This window comes from Citricoccus sp., assembly GCF_032154715.1.
Lineage (GTDB): Bacteria > Actinomycetota > Actinomycetes > Actinomycetales > Micrococcaceae > Citricoccus.
The window spans coordinates 1-19,118 of record NZ_JALDXU010000031.1 but is presented as its reverse complement, the minus strand read 5'-3'; the positions used below and the strand labels follow the sequence as shown (position 1 = coordinate 19,118).

At 68.9% G+C, this 19,118-nt stretch carries 17 protein-coding genes and 1 riboswitch; of the genes, 13 read left to right on the top strand and 4 right to left on the bottom strand.

What is annotated here, in order from left to right; all coding sequences use genetic code 11:
* Nucleotides 1-14 precede the first annotated feature (14 nt).
* Nucleotides 15-1,793, top strand: coding sequence for a dihydroxy-acid dehydratase (locus tag RUH65_RS07315; protein ID WP_313816671.1), 1,779 nt, complete (start codon nt 15-17; stop codon nt 1,791-1,793).
* A 4-nt stretch (nt 1,794-1,797) separates the two neighbouring features.
* Here the strand turns inward: RUH65_RS07315 and RUH65_RS07310 are convergent, their stop codons facing one another.
* A complete protein-coding gene (locus RUH65_RS07310; RefSeq protein WP_313816670.1) occupies nt 1,798-3,156 on the bottom strand; it encodes an MFS transporter in 1,359 nt (452 codons plus the stop codon).
* A gap of 195 nt (nt 3,157-3,351) precedes the next feature.
* Between RUH65_RS07310 and RUH65_RS07305 the strand changes: the two genes are divergently transcribed.
* A complete protein-coding gene (locus tag RUH65_RS07305; RefSeq protein ID WP_313816669.1) occupies nt 3,352-4,092 on the top strand; it encodes a PIG-L deacetylase family protein in 741 nt (246 codons plus the stop codon).
* Nucleotides 4,089-4,712, top strand: coding sequence for a methyltransferase (locus tag RUH65_RS07300; RefSeq protein WP_313816668.1), 624 nt, complete (start codon nt 4,089-4,091; stop codon nt 4,710-4,712). The genes RUH65_RS07305 and RUH65_RS07300 overlap by 4 nt, the downstream gene beginning before the upstream one ends.
* A 92-nt stretch (nt 4,713-4,804) precedes the next feature.
* Here RUH65_RS07300 and RUH65_RS07295 read toward each other — a convergent pair whose 3' ends face one another.
* The 3 genes from RUH65_RS07295 to RUH65_RS07285 form a co-directional block, all read right to left on the bottom strand.
* Nucleotides 4,805-5,752 (bottom strand): hypothetical protein, encoded by a 948-nt coding sequence (locus RUH65_RS07295; protein ID WP_313816667.1) that lies wholly within the window; start codon nt 5,750-5,752, stop codon nt 4,805-4,807.
* 91 nt (nt 5,753-5,843) lie between these two features.
* Nucleotides 5,844-6,866, bottom strand: coding sequence for a VOC family protein (locus tag RUH65_RS07290; protein WP_313816666.1), 1,023 nt, complete (start codon nt 6,864-6,866; stop codon nt 5,844-5,846).
* 98 nt (nt 6,867-6,964) lie between these two features.
* The gene (locus RUH65_RS07285) at nt 6,965-7,909 is read right to left on the bottom strand and encodes a LysR family transcriptional regulator (RefSeq protein WP_313816665.1); all 945 of its coding nucleotides are present in this window, start codon (nt 7,907-7,909) and stop codon (nt 6,965-6,967) included.
* Between the two features lie 132 nt (nt 7,910-8,041).
* Here RUH65_RS07285 and RUH65_RS07280 point away from each other — a divergent pair, with 132 nt between their 5' ends.
* The 10 genes from RUH65_RS07280 (at nt 8,042) to RUH65_RS07235 (ending at nt 18,916) form a co-directional block, all read left to right on the top strand.
* The gene (locus tag RUH65_RS07280; RefSeq protein WP_313816664.1) at nt 8,042-9,415 is read left to right on the top strand and encodes an aminomethyl transferase family protein; all 1,374 of its coding nucleotides are present in this window, start codon (nt 8,042-8,044) and stop codon (nt 9,413-9,415) included.
* A gap of 17 nt (nt 9,416-9,432) precedes the next feature.
* A complete protein-coding gene (locus tag RUH65_RS07275) occupies nt 9,433-10,470 on the top strand; it encodes an ABC transporter substrate-binding protein (protein ID WP_313816685.1) in 1,038 nt (345 codons plus the stop codon).
* A 151-nt stretch (nt 10,471-10,621) separates the two neighbouring features.
* Nucleotides 10,622-11,620: an ABC transporter substrate-binding protein gene (locus RUH65_RS07270; protein WP_313816663.1), complete on the top strand. Its 999-nt coding sequence runs from the start codon at nt 10,622-10,624 to the stop codon at nt 11,618-11,620.
* Between the two features lie 195 nt (nt 11,621-11,815).
* On the top strand, nt 11,816-12,514 hold the full coding sequence (locus RUH65_RS07265; protein ID WP_313816662.1) for a queuosine precursor transporter: 699 nt from the start codon (nt 11,816-11,818) through the stop codon (nt 12,512-12,514).
* A 46-nt stretch (nt 12,515-12,560) separates the two neighbouring features.
* A complete protein-coding gene (locus RUH65_RS07260) occupies nt 12,561-13,010 on the top strand; it encodes an MmcQ/YjbR family DNA-binding protein (RefSeq protein ID WP_313816661.1) in 450 nt (149 codons plus the stop codon).
* Between the two features lie 138 nt (nt 13,011-13,148).
* The gene (locus RUH65_RS07255) at nt 13,149-13,994 is read left to right on the top strand and encodes a formate/nitrite transporter family protein (RefSeq protein WP_313816660.1); all 846 of its coding nucleotides are present in this window, start codon (nt 13,149-13,151) and stop codon (nt 13,992-13,994) included.
* 14 nt (nt 13,995-14,008) lie between these two features.
* Complete coding sequence (gene cynS / locus RUH65_RS07250; protein ID WP_313816659.1) at nt 14,009-14,446, top strand: cyanase; 438 nt, start codon at nt 14,009-14,011, stop codon at nt 14,444-14,446.
* Between the two features lie 164 nt (nt 14,447-14,610).
* Nucleotides 14,611-14,725, top strand: a riboswitch (SAM riboswitch).
* Between the two features lie 92 nt (nt 14,726-14,817).
* Nucleotides 14,818-16,179 carry an acyl-CoA dehydrogenase gene (locus tag RUH65_RS07245; RefSeq protein WP_313816658.1) on the top strand — a complete coding sequence of 454 codons (1,362 nt, stop codon included), beginning with the start codon at nt 14,818-14,820 and terminating at the stop codon, nt 16,177-16,179.
* On the top strand, nt 16,179-17,453 hold the full coding sequence (locus tag RUH65_RS07240) for an acyl-CoA dehydrogenase family protein (protein WP_313816657.1): 1,275 nt from the start codon (nt 16,179-16,181) through the stop codon (nt 17,451-17,453). Before RUH65_RS07245 ends, RUH65_RS07240 begins: the two co-directional genes overlap by 1 nt.
* A 32-nt stretch (nt 17,454-17,485) precedes the next feature.
* Complete coding sequence (locus RUH65_RS07235; RefSeq protein ID WP_313816656.1) at nt 17,486-18,916, top strand: LLM class flavin-dependent oxidoreductase; 1,431 nt, start codon at nt 17,486-17,488, stop codon at nt 18,914-18,916.
* Nucleotides 18,917-19,118: the final 202 nt, after the last annotated feature.

Sequence of the window (19,118 nt, the reverse complement as noted above, 5' to 3'; positions counted from 1 at the left end):
AGGAAGGCACCATCATGAACACCACCCCCGTGAGCCCGCCCTGGCCCCCGCTGCGGAGCAACTTCCCCGTGGACTCCATGCGCTCCCTGGCCCGGCGGGCCGAATGGAAGCCCCTCGGGATCAACCCCGAGCACCTGGACCGGCCCAAGGTCGCCATCGTCAACACGTCCAACGACCTGGCGGCGTGCTTTGCCCACCTGGACGAGATCGTGGTGGTGCTCAAGGAGGAGTTGCGGAGCCTGGGGGTGCTTCCGTTGGAGATCCGCACCTCCGCACCCTCGGACTTCATCACGAGCGTCGGCCAGGCCGGCCGGTACGTGCTCCCGGCGCGGGACCTGATCACCAACGACATCGAGGTGATGGTCGAGGGGGCCCAGCTGGACGGGATGATCTGCCTCAGCTCCTGTGACAAGACCACCCCGGCCCACCTGATGGCGGCTGGACGGCTGAATGTGCCGACGGTCATCATCCCCTGCGGCTACCAGCACTCCGGGCTGGCAGAGGGCGGCGGGGCGGACATCGAGGAGGTGTTCCTCCAGGCCTCCTACCACTCCATCCGCGGGGGCGACCAGGGCCAGATGGAGGCGATGGCGGACTCCGCCATCCGCGGCCCGGGGGTCTGCGCCGGGCTGGCCACGGCCAACTCGATGCACATGATCGCCGAGGTGCTGGGCATGGCCGTCTCCGGTGCGGCGCCCGTCCGCGCCGGCAGCGAGCCGATGTGGGACTCGGTCCGCCGGTCGGCCGCGGCCCTGGTGCACGCCCTCCGGAACTCCATCCGCCCCCGTGACGTCATCACCGCCGGCGCCATCCAGGATGCCGTCACCGTGATGCTCTCCGTGGGAGCCTCCGTGAACACCATCAAGCACCTGCAGGCCGTCGCGGTCGAGGCGGGGCTGGACACCGACGTCTGGGAGGCCTTCCGCACCCAGGGCCGTCGGGTTCCGCTGCTGGCCTCCATCCGTCCCAACGGCCCGCATCTCATCGAGGACCTCGAGGATGCCGGCGGCACCGCCACGATTCTCCGGGAACTGGCACCCCTGCTGTCGCCTCCCACCGAGCGGATCACCGTGACGGGTGAGACGCTCGCCGAGCGCATCGGCGCCGCGCCACCGGCGGACGGCACGATCATCCGCGGCCTGGACGATCCGTACTCCACCGACCCCTCGATCGTGGTGCTGCGGGGCAGCCTGGCCGCCACCGGTTCCGTCTCCAAGCGGCCCATCCCGGACCCGGGGCCCTACACCTTCACCGGCCCGGCGAGGATCTTCCACTCTCGGGAGGAGGGCATCGAGGCCGTCGCCGCCGGCACCGTCCAGGCCGGCGACGTGGTGGTCCTGCGCGGCCTCGGCCTGGAAGGCGGCCCGGGCATGGGGTTCGTCTCCGGCCTCATCTTCGCGCTCGAGGGCGCCGGGCTGGCCGGCCGGGTCGGTTTCGTCACCGACGGTCAGTACTCCGGGCTGGCCAACTCCGGGGTCATGGTGGGGGAGGTCTCTCCGGAGGCCGCCACCGGCGGCGCGATCGGTCTGCTCCAGGAGGGAGATCCCCTCGCGATCGACCTCCGGGCCGGCACCATCGACGTCCTGGTGGACCCTGCGGTGCTGCAGGCCCGGCCGCCGTTCCGGCAGCCCGCAGAACACCAGCCCGACGCCGGCCCCGTCGGTTACCTGGACCTCTACCGCAGTGCCGTCCAGCCCTTGGCCTGCGGCGCGGTGCTGTGTCCGCGCCCGGGAGCCGCAGGCACCGCGCCGCAGGGAACCTGCGCTGCGAAAGCCGGCCGGCCGGCGTCGTGATCCGCTACCGCGAGCTCTCCCAGGAGGCATCGAAACGGCCGGTCCTCAGCGGCAGGATGGCCACCAGCGCCAGCGCGCCGAGGGCCAGGATGTACAGCGAGATCGGCCAGGAGGCGCCGACGCTGGCGTAGAGACTGGTGGCGATCAGCGGGGCGAACCCGCCGCCGACGATCGAGCCGATCTGGTAGGCCGTGGAGGCGCCCGAGTACCGGACGTTGGCGGGGAACAGTTCGGCCACCAGGGCCGCCTGCGGGCCGGCCATGAGCGACTGGGCGATCAGGAGGACGGCGAACCCGAGCAGGATCAGCACCGGCTGCGCGGTGTCCACGAGCCAGAAGAACGGGAAGGCCCCCAGGACCACGAGCACCGCGCCGGCCACGAAGACGGACTTCTGCCGGAACCGGTCCGCCAGCATGGCCCCCAGCAGCACCGTGACCAGGTGGACCACCGCGCCGCCGACGATCAACCAGAGCATGGTGGGCTGGGGGAGGCCCAGCGCCTCGGTGCCGTAGGAGAGCATGTACACGGAGTAGAGGTAGCCGATGGCCGGTGAGGCGGCGGAGGCCAGGCCGGCCAACAGGGTGGTCCAGCCGTGGTGTCGCAGCAGCTCGCCGAGCGGGAAGCGGTGTACCTCATCGTTCTGTTGCGTCTGCTGGAAGACCGGGGAGTCCTCGACCTTGAACCGCAGGTAGAGGGCCACGATGATGAGCAGGGCGGAGACCAGGAACGGGACGCGCCAGCCCCAGGCCGCGAAGGCCTCCGGGGCGAGGGTGGCCGTGACGAGGATGAAGACCAGGTTGGACACGATGATGCCGACCGGCAGGCCCATCTGAGGGAAAGCGCCGAACAGGGCGCGCCGGTTCCGGGGGGCGTACTCGACCGCCATGAGGACGGCACCACCCCACTCGCCGCCCACGCCCAGGCCCTGGACGAAGCGCAGCACCACGAGCAGGATCGGCGCCCAGACGCCGATGGTCGCGAAGTTCGGCAGCAGGCCGATGCCCACGGTGGCACCGCCCATCACCAGCATGGTGATCAGCAACATCTTCTTGCGGCCGATCTGGTCGCCGAAGTGGCCGGCGAGCAGCCCGCCGATCGGCCGGGCGATGAACCCGACCGCGAAGGTGGCGAAGGCCGAGAGGGTCCCGGTGATGGGGTCCTCGCTCGGGAAGAACTGCGGTCCGAAGATCAGGGCTGCCGCCGAGCCGTAGATGAAGAAGTCGTACCATTCGATGGCGGTGCCCACGAAGCTGGCGCCGAGGACCTTGCGCTGTTCGGCGGGGGTGGGGGCTGCCGTGCCGGCCGGTGGCGCCGGGGAGCGGGGTGTCTCTGCAGCTGGAGCGACGGGGTGGTTCGAAGGCAAGGATCGAGACCTTTCTCGGATCTGGTCACGGGGCGTCGGTCGAGGTCATCGTGCGGTGATCTGAAACACATGTCACTATCCCCGTAGGGAGTGGGATTGTCAACAATTTTGTTGGCAGTTTCCCGGGTTGGTGTCTACGCTGGGAACCAGAGTGAGCCTCCAGCCTCGGCGCTGTCCCCCGAAAGGAACCCCACCATGACCAGCAGTTCCCCCTCCGACCGTTCCGCCGGCCGCCTCCTGGTGGTCGGGGCCCATTCCGCTGACTTCGTCTGGCGTGCGGCCGGGGCCGTCGCCACGTTCGTCCAGGCGGGTGGTGACGCCAAGGTTGTCGCCCTGACCTACGGTGAGCGGGGCGAGTCCGGAGTCCTGTGGCAGGAGGAGGGACAGACCGAGGAGAACGTGAAGCGCATCCGCCACCAGGAGGCCGAGAAGGCCTCCCAGCACCTGGGCGCCTCCTTCGAAGCCTTCGATCTGGGCGACTACCCCCTGGTCAACGACCACTCGGACATCGAGCGGCTGGCCGACCTGATGCGTGAGTTCGCCCCGACCGTGGTGCTGACCCACCCGGACAAGGACCCCTTCAACCCGGACCATCCGGTCGCCTACGAGATGGTCCAGAAGGCCCGCCTGATGACCTCGGGAGCCGGGGTGGAGTCCGGGTTCAAGACCGCGCCGCCGAGCGAGTTCCTGGTCTTCGAGCCCCACCAGCCCGAGCTGTGCGGCTTCGTGCCGTCCGTCTTCGTGGACATCACCGCGGTCTTCGAGCAGAAGAAGGCCGCGATGGCCGAGATGAAGGCTCAGGTCTACCTGCAGTCCTACTACGCCGAGCGCGCCGAGCACCGCGGCAACCACGCCCGCAAGGTCACCGGTAACAAGGAGATCCGCCAGGCCGAGGCCTTCATGCGCCTGGTCCCGAACGTGGTGGACAGCCTGTGAGCGTCCCCTTCGAGGCTGCAGAGTCCGCCGCCCAGCTGTCCGAGTCGGAGCTGATCGAACGCTTCGCGGCTCTGCCGGTGGCCAACGTCGGTGACGCCATGGACCGCCTCAACGTGGTCGATTCCGGCATCCAGTCCGTGTGGCCCTCCGCCGGCGCGAAGATGGCCGGCCGCGCCGTCCCCGTGACGGTGGCCGGTGGGGACAACCTGGGCATCCATGAGGCCATCCCCACCCTGCGGCCGGGCGACGTGCTGGTGGTCAACGGACAGGCGGCCACCCACCGCGCGCTCATCGGCGAGCTCATCGCGGGCCGGGCCATGGCCCAGGGCTGTGTCGGCTTCGTCCTGGACGCCAGCGTCCGGGACGCGGTGGACCTCGAGCAGATGCGCTTCCCCGTCTTCGCCCGGGGTACGACGCCGGCCGGCCCCTATCGCAACGGGCCGTTCGTGGGCGGGGTGGCGGCCGCCGTCGGGACCGTGGTGGTGCATCCGGGTGACCTGGTGCTGGGGGATGACGACGGCGTCGCCATCGTTCCGCGTGGCCGCGCGGCCGAAATCCTGGTCAAGGCCGAGGCCAAGCACGCCGCGGAGACGCAGCAGCGCGCCGAGATCGGGTTCTGACCCCTCCCTTCCCTCAACTGGGTCGCACGAATTGGTGCAGAATCGGGCGAAATCCCGTCAATTCGTGCGACTTGCTGGTGAGGGAGGCTTGGTCAGGTGAGCGGGTCGGCGGTCTCCGTGACGAGGTCGAGCTCCTCCACTGCGGGCCAGGCCGTCAGGGAATTGATGGCCTCGTCCTGGTCGACCTCGCTCCCCGGGCTGGAGGGCTCATCGGCCAGCATGATTGCCAGCGACTCCAGCCGGCCCTCGTGGATCTGCAACTCGATCTCGAACGCGGCCTCACCGCGCTGGAAGCGTGCCTTCACCGGCCAGACCTGGGTACGGGGTGCGATGCGTGGGGTGTCCTCACCCACGGCCAGGTAGGCGTCCGTCATGAACCCGGCTTCCGCATCCCGCTGCTGGACCGAGCCCAGTTGGACCCGCAACGCCTCGACGCCGGTGACCCCGGGCTGCAGCAGGGCGGCCAGGACGGCCGTCATGGCCGGGTCGGCGGGGCCGATCTCATCCGTGTCCTCGAAGGCCTGCAGGGCTTCTTCATGGGAACGCTGCAGGCTGCGCAGGTCGGCCCGGTCGGCGGCCCAGCCCGCCGCCACCACCGCGACCCCGACGCCGGCCATCCACCAGCGCGGGCGGCGCACCCCGTGCTCGGTGAGCCAGCCCGTGATGCGGGCGTCCAAGGCCTCAAGCGGGTCGGCCAGGCCCAGCATCAGGCCGCCGGCAGCCAGCGCCGCCGAGCCGCGCCCGATGGAGCAGAGGGGGACGAATTGTCCGCGTGGCCCGCCCATGTAGCGCGCGGGCATCCCCGCCGTGGTCCCGGCGGGCAGGATGGCGGCGGTGTACGCACCGGTGAGCGCCGCCGTCGTGATCCGGTACGCGGCCCGGGCCCCGGAGCCCAGGGGCCGGGGCTCGACGAGGCTCAGCCCGCCGAACGCCGCGGCCGACGCCACGGCGAACAGCGGCCTGGCGGCGAGGGGCGGAGGCGGGGCGAAGGTCTGGCCAGACAGAGGTGCGTCGGCGAACCATCCAAAGGACTCGGTCATGCGCCGAGCCTACGCGGCAGAGAACTGAGTCCCACGAATTGGCCCCGCAGAGGCGATACGGAGCCAATTCGTGCGACTCAGTTGGCCGAGGTCAGGACTCCAGGCCCTCGTCCCGCTTCGGCGCCTCGTGCGGGTTCGCCGCGGAGCCCGCGTCCTCCACCACGGGCGTGCCGTGGGTGTGGAACGTCGGAATGGTCTTCATGCCCCAGGCCTGGCCCTTGCCGCGCTCCTCCTGCGTCCAGCCGACCGGCTTCCAGTCCGGGGCCAGGATCAGGCGTGAGCCCTGATTGGCCAGTTCGATGCGATTGCCGCCGGGCTCCCACACGTAGAGGAAGAAGCCCTGCTGGATGGCGTGCTTGTAAGGGCCGTACTCGATGAAGATGCCGTTCTCCAGGAAGATGTCCGCCGCTTTGAGGATGTCCTCGCGCGTATCGGCGGCGAAGGCGACGTGGTGGAGGCGGCCGGGGGTTCCGGTCCAGTCGTCCGAGTAGACCATGTCGTAGGACTTCTGCCCGAAGGTGTACCAGTGGGCACCGACGTCGCCGTCGTTGAGCTGGATGAACTCGGTGGTGTAACCGCCCATCACGTTCTCGGAGAACTCGCACACGCCGGCCATGTCCGCGGTGAGGTAGTTGATGTGGTCCAGGCGGCGGGCGTTGGCCCCGAAGCCGGGGAACTTGGACGCCTGGTTCTTCAGTGCCGGTCGGTCCTCATCCGTGGCCTCGTACCACTCGGTGTCGAAGTAGACCTCCATCAGGTGCCGGTCCGGATTCTGGAAACGATAGGTGCGTCCGCGGCCCTGCTCGCCGTCCACCCAGCCCTCGCCGAGCCCGGTCGCCTCGATGCGGGCGACGGTGCGCTCCAAGGCCTCCGGGCTGTGGGCGCGCCAACCCACCCGGCCGACGCCGGCGTGCTCCTTCTCGGTCAGCTTGATGGAGTAGGGCTCGTAGTCGTCCCAGCAGTGCAGGTAGGCGACCTCGCCACCGTTCTCCGTGGTGCGGCCGACCTCACGCATGGCCAGCAGGTCCCGGAAGAACCAGAGCGACTCATCGAACTTCGGGGTGTACAGCTCGACGGTGGAGAGGTGGGCGATGTCGCGGATGCGTTCGGTCATGGACGGACTCCTGTGGGGACGCGGTGCTGTGCGGAAAGTGCTTCACGGATGTTGAACAAGATTGTCAACAAAATCATAGACAATAGCTCGAGGGTTGGCTAGGCGGTGTCGAGTCGGTCGAACCGTTCCTCGGCGCCCATGGTCTCGAAGTGGGTCGGCAGGCCCACCGTGGAGCGCAGCACCATCTGGTACAGCCAGTCCAGGCTCGCACTGTTGATGGTGCCTGGCCGCCGGTAGACCGCCAACCGGACCGAGTCCATCTCGAAGGGCAGGGGCTTGATGACGATCGGCCACGACTTGGCCCATCCTGCGGCCAGCGACCGTGGGGTCACCGCGATGAGGTCCGGTGATTGAAGGATCAGGGACAGGATGCTCGCATAGTGCTGGGCCACCACGGCTGGTTCAGTGTGAGCCTCTGCCCGGCGCTCCACGGCCTCCAGGTGCACGGCACTCGAATCGCTGGCGACCACCGCACGCGGAGTGGAGACGTACTGCTCCACGGTCAGATGGCCGGCGGCCAGCTCATGGTCCTGGGACATCACCACGGAATAGGTCTGGACCTTGATGGTGGTGTGGTCCACATCCCCCGGCAGGTCGACCGGGGCGATGGCCAGATCCACCAGTCCGCGGGTGAGCCAGTCCTCCACCTCATGGTGTTGCAGGGGCAGGGTGCGCAGCCGGACGTGGGGTGCCTCCCGGCGGATGTCTGCCACGATGTTCGCCAGCCAGCCAACCTCGCCGAGTTCAGACAGGGCGATCCGGAATTGCCGGGTGGAGTGCTTCGGATCGAACTCGCCCCGTTTGTCCACGGCGCCGGTGATGCCCGCCAGCGCATCGCGGAAGGCCGGATAGACCTCCTTGGCGACCGGGGTCGGCTCCATCAATCGGCCGTGGCGCTGGAACAGGGGGTCGTCGAGCAGTTTGCGCAGCCGGGTCAGGGACTGACTGACGGCGGACTGTGTCACGTAGAGCCGGCCGGCCGCAGTGGTCAGACTTCTGCCCTCGAAGATCTCGACGAAAACGCGGACAAGATTCAGATCCATGGTTCCTCGACTCAGTGTGACGTGGCTCATCATTAGCGATACTAATCCTGCGGGCCCGATGGCGTGCCTAAGGTCGAGACAACCCTCCGGGCAGGATCATGCGGCCCCTTCAACGAGTCACTCAGGAGCGTCATGTCCGTCTCAACGCGAGAAAAGTCCCTCACCGCGGCCCAGGCAATCGCCGCCGCGGGCGGCGCCGTGCAGGCGCTGCGGAACGCGCAGGCCAAGCCCACCGTCTTCCCGGTCCAGCCGGAGTTCACCAACTGGCGCTCCGAGCAGCGTGCCTGGCGCGAGGGCGTGGCCCTGCTGGATCAGTCCCACCACATGACCGACCTGTTCATCTCCGGGCCGGACGCGCTGAAGCTGCTCTCCGACGTCGGGATCAACAAGTTCAGCAACTTCACGCCGAACATGGCCAAGCAGTTCGTGGCGGTCAACCATGAGGGCTATCTGATCGGTGACGCCATCTTGGTCCACCTCGCGGACGGCACGTTCGACCTGGTCGGCTGGCACATGGTGTTGGACTGGGTGCAGTACCACGGTGAGACGGGCAGTTATGACGTCACCTTCGAGCGCGACGCCTCCTCGTCGGTGCGCGAGGGCGACCCCACGCTGTACCGCTTCGAGATCCAGGGTCCGGATGCCGAAAAGGTCATGGAAAAGGCCTCTGCCATCGAGGTGGCCGAGACCAAGTTCTTCGGCATGCTGGAGTTCGAGATCGCGGGCAAACGCATCTCCGGCATCCGTCACGGCATGGCCGGCCAGCCCGGCTTCGAGATGTGGGGCCCGTGGGTGGACCGGGATGAGATCTACGATGCGCTGGTGACAGCCGGCAAGGAGTTCGGTCTGACCCGGGTGGGCTCGATGGCCTACTCGACCGCGAATCTGGAATCGGCCTGGGTGCCCTCCCCGATGGCGGCGATCTTCACCGGTGCGGAGACCGAGGAGTACCTGGCCTGGCTCCCGGCCTCCCAGATGGGCTCGATCGCCGGCAGCCTGACCTCGGAGAACGTGGAGGACTACTATCTCACCCCCTTCGACCTGGGCTACGGCTTCGTCGACTGGGACCATGAGTTCATCGGCAAGGAGGCCCTGCGCCGCCACTTCGAGGCCGCCCGCCGCCACAAGGTCTCGGTGGTCTGGAACGCGGAGGACCTGGCCGCCGCCCAGCGTTCCCTCTACGAGGACGGCACCCCGGCGAAGTACATCAACTTCCCCAAGGCGCGTTACGGCCAGTACCAGATGGACCGCGTGCTGGCGGACGGCAGGGACATCGGCGTCTCGCTGGACGCCGGTTACATCACCAACGAGCAGGTCTTCCTGTCCCTGGCCGCCGTCGAGACCGGATACGCGGAGCCGGGTACCGAGGTGGTCGTCGTGTGGGGCGAGAGCCCGGTGTCCACCAAGCCGGCCGTGGAGGAACACCGTCAGGTGCGGATCCGCGGCACCGTCCAGCCGGCGCCGTATTCGCGGTTCGCCCGCGAGAACTACCGCAAGAACAGCTGAACGCCGTGACCGTGACGATGAAGACCATCAACCAGAACCTGCTGACACGGCGTGCCGCGATGCTCGGCGGCCTCGGGCTCGGGGCGGCCGGCCTGCTGGCCGGCTGCGGCTCCGGGTCCCCGTCCGGAGGGTCCGACGCCGGCGCCTCCGGCAGTCCTTCGGCCTCCGGTTCCAGCGGGGCGGGCGGGGCCAACGCGGTCGGCGTGCTGCCGATCGTGGACGTCGCGACCATCTACATCGCGATGACCCAGGGCATCTTCGCGGACCATGGTCTGGACATCGAGACCACGCTGGCCCAGGGTGGAGCGGCGATCGTCCCCGCGGTCGTCTCCGGATCCAGCCTGTTCGGCTTCTCCAATCTCACCTCGCTGATCATCGGCCGTTCCCGCGGACTCGACCTGGTCACCGTCGCCCCGGCCTCCGGATCCAACGGGACGGTGGGCGGAGACTACTTCGCCGTCGTCGTGGGCCGGGACAGCCCCATCACCGACGGGACGGGGTTGAGCGGGGCCACCGTGGCCGTGAACACCCTGCAGAACATCAACGACACCACCCTCAGGGCCGCCGTCCGTGACGCGGGTGGCGACCCCTCCGGCATCCAGTACCTCGAAGTGGCGTTCCCGGACATGCCTGCCGCGCTGGACAGCGGTCAGGTGGACGCCATCGCCGTCGGCGAGCCGTTCCTGACCATCGCCAAGGACCAGGGGGCCCGGGAGGTCCTCTCCAGCTACGCCCAGCCGATCTCGGATCTGACCGTGTCCGCGTACTTCACCAGTCGCCAAGCCTGGGAGGCCGAACCCGAGACGATCTCATCCTTCCAGCAGGCCATGGCCGAGGCGCAGGCCATCGCCCGGTCGGACGAGGCTGCGGTGCGGTCGGTCCTGCCGGAGTACACGAGCCTGGAGCCGGACTTGATCGAGCGGATCGTGCTGCCGTCCTTCCCGGAGCGGATCAACGAGGGATCCACCCAGGCCCTGGCCGACCTGGCCCAGGAGGACGGGTTGCTGGAGGAGCCTGTGGATCTGGCCGACCTACTGGGTGAGGGGTCATCCTGACCGGCCTCGGCCCGTGAGGCCAACGTCTTCGGGGCCATCGCGTGGTCACTGCGGATTGTCAACAAAATCGTAGACAATCCGCGGTGACATGACTACGGTCATAGGTGTTCGTCTGGAATGTGATCCGGATCACCTACGCGCAGGAGTCGTCATGAATCGTCGGTATCTGACCTTGCTGTCCGCTCTCGCCGCCGCAGGGCTCGCCCTGACAGCCTGTTCCTCCGGGTCCCCGTCCGGGACCGACGAGGCGCCGGCGTCCGGCGGATCCGACGCGGCCGCCGGTGACCTCACCCAGGTCACGGTCGGCCTGGTTCCGCTGGCTGCCTCGATCGCCGTCGAGTACGGCATCCAGGAGGGCATCTTCGAGAAGCACGGCCTCGACGTCGAGATCGCCCTCGCCAATGCCGGGGCGGCCATGCTGCCCGCCGTGTCCAACGGGCAGATGGACTTCGGGGTCGGCAACCCGTTGTCCGTCCTCACGGCCGTGGACCAGGGCCTGGACATGAAGATCGTGGCCGGATACTGCAACTCTGCGGACGCAGGAGAGGACACCTCGGGCGTCGTCACCCGCGTGGACGCGGGGATCGAGGACTACGGCGACCTGGCCGGCAAGACCACGTCCATCAACGCCCTGCGGACCCTCGGGGACCTGACGCTCATGGACCTGGCCGAACAGGGTGGCTCCGATCCGGCGGACGTGAAGTTCGCGGAGATGCCGTTCCAGGACATGCCGGCGCAACTCGAGCAGGGGAACACGGACGCCATCTGGATCCCGGAGCCGTTCCTGACCACCGCGCTCGAAGACCCGGACAACGAGCTGCTGGGCTACTCGTTCCGAGATTCGATCGAGGGCATGCCGACCATGGTCACGTTCACCTCGGGGACCTTCGCGGAGGAGAACCCGGAGACCGTGGAGCAGTTCCAGGCGGCCATCACCGAGGCGCTCGCCGCCACGGACGAGAACAACGATGAGGCCAAGAAGCTCCTGCCGGAGTTCATGAGCCTCCCCGAGGACGTGGCCACGGCCCTCAAGCTCGACGAGCTCGGAGGAGAGGTCCGCGAGGACCAGATCCAGGCCATCGGCGAGCTGGCCGTGAAGTACGGGTTCATCGACCAGGAGCCGGACCTGGACTCCATGATCGTCCAGTAGGCCTCAGCGGCCGCCATCAGCGCGGATATGGAAGAATAAGGGGTCGTTCGAACGCCACCCGGGGCAGCGGGTGAGCGCGGGGTCGTTGAGACCGTCAGCCGCCGCGTCCGGATCTCAGTGAGTGTTAATACAGTCGGCGGCCGCCGCGCCCCGGGGCGCTGGGGGCCTCGGCGAACCACCGCCCAAGGACCCCACGTGAACTCTTCCGCATCTGCCCCTCAGCACGCACCCGCCCGTTTCGCCCCCACCGGCACCGGCCTCTATGCCCTCTTCACGGCGGTCATGGCCGTCGTGCTGATCCTGTCCAACCTCGGGGCCTCCAAAGGTGTGACCTTCGGGCCCATCGTCACGGACGGCGGGTTCTTCCTCTTCCCGCTGGCCTACATCATCGGGGACGTGGTCTCCGAGGTCTACGGCTTCAAGGCCTCCCGGCGTGCCATCGTCACCACCTTCGCCCTCTCGGTCTTCGCCGCGCTCTGCTTCTGGGTCATCATCGCCCTGCCCGGCGCCGAGTGGTACGACGGTCAGGATGCCCTCGTGCGGACCCTGGCGCCCGTGCCCCTGATCGTGCTCGCCTCCCTGCTCGGGTTCCTCGTTGGCCAGCTGGCCAACTCCTGGCTCATGGTCCGCCTCAAGCGCCGCTCCGGCGAACGCCTGCTCTTCGGCCGGCTGGCGGCCTCCACCCTGGTCGGCGAGTTCCTGGACACCCTCGTGTTCTGCTCCATCGCCGCCGGCGTCATCGGCATCACGGACCTGCCGACATTCCTCAACTACGTGCTGGTGGGCTTCGTGTTCAAGTCCGTCGTCGAGATCGTCCTGTCCCCGGTGACCATGTGGGTCATCGGTCGGGTCAAGAAGGCCGAGCCGGCCTACGCCACGGTTCCCGGGGCCTAGGGAGCCGGGACTTCACGCGGCCTCGGTCACCGGGGACACTGGGCCGATGGCCCACCCGCAGATGTACGACGACGGCGACCTGCACTTCCAGCGCGTCCGCACCTTGGCCTTGGCCCTCCCCGCGGCGGAGATGAAGATCTCCCACGGGCGTCCGGCGTTCTTCACCCAGAAGGTCTTCGCCTACTACGGAGCCTCGGCCAAGGACGTGGGCGGCGCCCAGGACGGGCCCCGTTCGGCAGCCGGCGGGGACGCCTACGTCCAGCACCCGCGGGCCTTGGTGATCAGACCCGAAGAGGCCGACGTCTCGTTCCTGGAGCAGGAACCACGGGCCTTCCGACCGGCCTATCTGGGGCCCGCGGGCTGGTTCGGCATCGATCTGGACGAGCTCGATCCGGCCCGGGACGAAGGATGGGAGGAGATCGCCGAGTGGCTCGAGACGAGCTATCGGCTCACCGCACCGATGAAGCTGGTCAGGGAGCTTTCCCGGCGGGACTGAGTGGACGCGCGCCTCACCGCCTCCCGCCGGGACAGTGAGGGAGATTTCGTGGGCCGGAGCGGGAACGGAAACACCGAGGAAACGCACGCTTCCTAGGTTGAGGGTATGCCCGCCCCCTCGCCCCTGGAGTGATGTCACATGTCCTATGTCAGCCCGCCAGACTTCGTGAAGCACATGGTCGACGCCGGTGAGTCCAAGGTCTTCATGTCCACCCGGGACACGCTGATCCGCTCGTTCATGGCCGGGGCCATCCTGGCGCTCGCCGCCGCGTTCGCCATCACCGTGACCGTGCAGACCGGCAACGCCCTCGTGGGGGCGTTGTTGTTCCCGGTCGGCTTCATCCTCATCTACCTGCTCGGCTTCGACCTGCTGACCGGTGTCTTCACCCTCGTCCCGCTGGCCTGGATCGACAAGAGGCCCGGCGTGACCATCGGCGGCCTGCTGCGCAACTGGGGCCTGGTGTTCGTCGGCAACTTCGCCGGTGCTTTCCTGGTCTCCGTCATGATGGTGGTGACCATGACCTACGGCTTCCAGACCCCGCCGAACGAGGTGGCTCAGCAGATCGGCTCCATCGGCGAGGGAAGAACCGTCGGCTATGCCGAATACGGCGCGGGTGGCATGCTGACCCTCTTCATCCGCGGCGTGCTCTGCAACTGGATGGTCTCGACCGGTGTGGTCGCGGCCTTCCTGGCCAAGGACGTCGTGGGCAAGGCGCTGGTCATGTGGATGCCGGTCATGCTCTTCTTCTACATGGGATTCGAGCACTCCATCGTCAACATGTTCCTCTTCCCGGCGGGCCTCATGCTGGGCGGTGAGTTCTCCATCATGGACTACCTCGTCTGGAACGAGATCCCGACGGTGCTCGGCAACCTCGTGGGCGGCCTCTCCTTCGTGGGCCTGACCCTGTACGCGACCCACTACCGCACGGCGGCCAAACGTCAGCCGAAGCTGCCGACCCTGCCCGATCACGTGGTGAGCCGCTGACCATGGACCCGATCATGCCCAAGGCGCACGCTGCCGATCTTGTCAACGCCGCCCGCATCCGTGCCGGCCTCACCTGGGCGGACCTCGCCGGCGCCCTCGGCGCCGCCCCGGTGTGGACCACGGCCGCGCTGCTGGGACAGCACCCGATGACCGCGGCCCAGGCCGGCGTCGTGGTAGAGATGCTCGGTCTGGATGAGGACGTGGCCGAGAGCCTGCAGCAACAGCCGAACCGGGGCAGCGACCCAGCGCTGATGAGCGATCCCACGATCTACCGGCTGATGGAGGCCATGTCGGTCTACGGGCCGGCGCTGAAGGCGCTGATCCACGAGGAGTTCGGGGACGGGATCATGAGCGCCATCAACTTCAAGGTCAACCTCGACCGCCGTGCCGATCCGGAGGGCGACCGCGTGGTCATCACCCTGGACGGCAAGTTCCTGGACTACCGCTGGTGACCGGAATGTCCCCTCCTTCACCGGCCGTCACAGACCGTCATCTGCGGCTGCCTGCAGCCATCGGGACGGCACACCGGCACGGAAGCGGGCCCAGATGACGCCAGTCCGCTGAACATGACCCGAGGCTTGGCGGCCGCGTGCTGACTGCCTAGGGTCGAGAACAGAATCACGAGATCCGGTGCTAAGCCCTGGCTGGCCGGACAGCAACCCTCTCACCGTAGTGGGGTGCTCCAGGTGATGATTCGGCCCCCGGGGACCACCGCGGGGCAAGTACGGCACCACCGTGAATGCAGGTCCCGGCCACCACGCCGTGACGATGCCGTGTTCCGGGTCAACGCCATTCCGGTGTGCCATGGCTGACGGGGACACTCATGACGGACACCACCCACCTCGAACACCACACCGCGGCGGCCGGCCTGCCCACCTTCGAGGAGCTGCGGGCGGCCATTGGCCCCTCCGGGCCGACGGACGGCCAGCTCACCGCGCACTTCGCCCCCGTCTTCGCGGCCATCGCTGCGGGCTCGGCGCAGCGCGAGCAGGATCACGAGCTGGCGTTCGCCGCTGTTGAACACCTCCGCGGCGCAGGGTTCACCCGGGTGCGGCTCGGCCGTGACCTCGGGGGCATCGGCGCGAGTCTGCCGCAATGGGCCGACCTGCTGGTGGACCTCGCCGCGGCGGACCCCAATCTGCCCCAGGCGCTGCACGGGCACTTCATGTTCACCGAACAGCATGAGAACGAATCCCAGGGTGCGGTCTCCGAGTGGTGGCTGGCCGAGGTGGCGGCCGGGAGGATCTTCGGCAACGCCCTGGTGGAGCTGCCACCGTCCGCGGGCCGGCGCCCGGTGCACTGGATCGACGCGGACCTGGACACCGTGCAGGCGGCGGCCGCCACAGGCACCACGGAGGTGGCCCGCCTGACGGGTGACAAGTTCTACTCCACCGGTGCGGTCTTCGCCGACTACCTGCTGGTCTCCGCTGTCCGGCCCGGGCTCGAGGAGGACGGCCCGATCTTCGCGATCATCGACGCCCGCGATCCCGGGGTGCAGCGCATCGACGACTGGAACGGCTTCGGCCAGCGGCTCACCGCCTCCGGAACCACCACCCTGGACCACGTCCCCGTGCGGGCCCAGCGGACCCAGGAGTTCAACGTCCCCACGGGCGTGCTGGCGTACACCGTCCTGTGGATCGTGCTGGCGGCCACCCAGGCGGGGATCGGCACCACCGCGCTGGCCGAGATCACCGCGTTCGTCCGCGGCCGGCGTCGTACCTATGACCACGCGGCGGCGGAGACGCCGGCGGAGGACCCGCTGGTGCACCAGGTCATCGGCTCGGTCTCCGCGAAGGTGGGCTCGGCGCGGCACATCGTGCGGGGCGCCGCGGCCGTGGTGGAGGAGTCCTTCCTCCAGGTCCGCGGGCACACCGACCTGGAGGACCCGGTGGTGGTCCAGGCCCACGCCCGGGCCAACGTCGCACTGTCCGAGGCGTCGCTCGTGGTGTCCGATCTGATCCTGGAGGCCACCAACCAGATCTTCGAGTCCGGCGGGGCCTCGGCCACGGATGCCGCCCGGCAGCTGCACCAGCACTGGCTCAACGCCCGGACGATCGCCAGCCACACCCCGCTGATCTACCGCACTCAGGCCGTGGGCGACTACCGGATCAACGGTGCCATCCCGCCGTTCCACTCCACGGCCCGCAACTCCGCCCCGACCACCGGACTGATCGAAGGAGCATGATGACCACCACCACCGAGCGCACCACCGTACCCTCCACCGCAGCCTCCACCGGACCCGAACGGTCCGGCCAGGCCTACCGGGCCGTCCGAGAGCGGCTGGCACCGGTGTTCGCCGCCATCGCGGACAGCGCCGCCGAACGGGAGGCCGAGCACCTCATCGACCGCGACGCCGTCCGGCGGCTGGCCGCGGCGGGGTTCACCTCCCTACGGGTGCCGGTGGAGTACGGCGGCTCGGAACTCTCCTTCGCGGAGCAGGCGCAGCTGATCGTGGAGCTCGCTGCGGCGGACTCGAACCTCGTCCAGGCGCTGCGCGCGCACCTGATCAACCAGGAGAGCGTGCTGGGCCATCCGGACCCGGTGTTCCGGGACCGGTGGCTGCACCGCCTCGGGGACGGGGCCGTGGTCGGCAACGCCGTCACGGAGATCAACAACGCCGTGGGGGAGGGCACCACCACGCTGGTCCAGGATGCCGAGGGCACGTGGCGGCTCAACGGCACGAAGTACTACTCCACCGGGACGCTCTACGCCGACTGGATCATCGTGGCGGCCGTGGACGCCCACGGTGAGGAGATCGCCGCCACGGTGTCCGCGAACGCCTCCGGGATCACGAGGCTGGACGACTGGGACGGCTTCGGCCAGCAGCTCACCGCCTCCGGCACCACGGTGTTCGAGAACACGCCGGTCGAGGCCGAGGAGGTCTACACCGGCGGCCTGGATGACGGCACCCGCATCGCCACCGGCCAGGCCAGCTGGCAGTTCCTGCACCTGGCGGCGTTGACCGGCATCGCCGAGGCCATCGTGCGGGACGTCAGCGTGTACGTCCGCGGCCGGCGTCGGACCTTCAGCCACGGGACCGCGGAGCTGCCGCGGGACGACGCCCAGGTGCTCCAGGTGGTCGGCGAGCTCTCCTCCGCCGCGTTCGCCGCGCGGGCCGCCTTCGACTCGGTGGTCTCCGCGCTGGGCGGCGTGCTCGAGCGGGAGGCCGCCGGCGAGGACCTGCCGGAGGAGGACACCAACGCGCTCTACATCCGCGTCTACCAGGCCCAGCAGGTCATCGCGAAGAACGTCCTGGCCGCGGCCACCCACCTGTTCGAGGTGGGCGGGGCCTCGGCCCTGAGCCAGTCGAAGCGGCTGGACCGGCACTGGCGCAACGCCCGCGTGCTGGCCAACCACAACCCCCTGATCTACCGGTCCCGTCTCATCGGCGACTGGGAGGTCAACGCCACCCCGCCGGCCCGTTCCTACCGCATCGGCTCCGTGCCGACCGCGCTGTGAATCCGAACCCCGATCAGCATCCAGGAGAGCCCATGAGCACCGAGAGCACCTCGTCCAACACCACCACCCCGGCCCGCACCGGCCCCCGCCCCCTGCGCTTCAACGCGTTCGTCATGAACACCACCAGCCACATCCACCACGGCCAGTGGCGCCGTGAGGACGCCGGCCAGACCGAGTTCACGGACGTCAACACGTGGATCAATCTCGCGAAGACCCTGGAGGCGGCCAAGTTCGATGCGATGTTCTTCGCGGACGTGGTGGGTCACTACGGTGATGCCGACGCGGACTATTCCGTGTACGTCAACGAGGGCCTGCAGATCCCCTCCAACGATCCGACCGTGCTGCTCGGGGCGCTCGCCGTGGTCACCGAGCACCTCGGCCTGGCCACCACCTCGAACGTGTTCCAGTCCCACCCGTTCCAGTTCGCCCGCCAGCTCTCCACCCTGGACCACCTCTCCGGCGGCCGCATCGCCTGGAACATCGTCACGGGCACCCAGGACAACGGCTCGCGCAACTTCGGCCTGCCCCGGCTGACGGACCACGCCGAGCGCTACCGCTGGGCAGCGGAGTACATCGACGTCACCTACAAGCTGTGGGAGGGATCCTGGGACGAGGACGCGGTGGTCAAGGACCGCGCCGGCTCGCGCTACTCGGACCCGGAGAAGGTGCACAAGATCCATCACGTGGGCGAGCGCTACTCCGTGGAAGGCCCGCACCTGCCGTCCCCGTCCCCGCAGCGCACGCCGGTGCTGTTCCAGGCCGGCTCCTCGGCCTCCGGCCGTGACTTCGCCGCCCGCAACGCCGAGGCCGTGTTCCTCATCGCGGCCACCCCGGACGTGGCCCGCCAGCAGATCGAGGACACCCGGCGCCGCGCCGTCGAGGCCGGCCGGTCACCGCAGGACATCACGTTCTACCAGGGCCTGAGCTTCGTCATCGGGGACACCGAGGCGGAGGCCCAGCGCACGCTGGAGGAGTACGAGCGGTACGCCTCCCTGGACGGATACCTGGCCCATGCCGCCCTCGTGGACCCGGACGGCCGGGTCTATCCGCCCGAGACACCGCTGAAGGACCTGGAGACCAACACGCAGAAGGGCTTCGCGGAGTGGACGTTCAAGGCCATCACCGACCGCGAACCCGTGGTGGCGGACATCGCGTGGCGCAGCCACCGCAACAGCCGTGTGGTGGGCACCCCGGAGCAGATCGCCGACCAGCTGGAGGAGTGGCAGGCGGCGGGCGTGGACGGCATCAACGTCATCAACTGGGTCATCCCCGGCTCCTTCGAGGAGTTCGCGGAGAAGGTGCTGCCGGTGCTGCGCGAACGCGGCCTGGCTCAGACCGAGTATGCCCCGGGCACCCTGCGCCAGAAGCTCTTCGGCCGGGACCGGCTGCCCGAGACCCACCCGGCCGCCCAGTACCGGGGCGCCTTCGCCCGCCTGGAGGAGACCGTGCCCGCCGGCGCCTGACCCTGAGCGCCACCCGGACACGCGAACCGCCCAGCGGCCCGAAAGGAACCCCCATGAACACCCCACCGTCCCCGAACCTGCCCGAAACCAGACACGCCCCGTCCGACACCACGGCCACCACCAGGGCACGACGCCGGCCGGGCGCCCTCACCACCGGTCTCGCCCTGGCCGTGGGGTCGGTCTTGGCCTTGTCCGCCTGCTC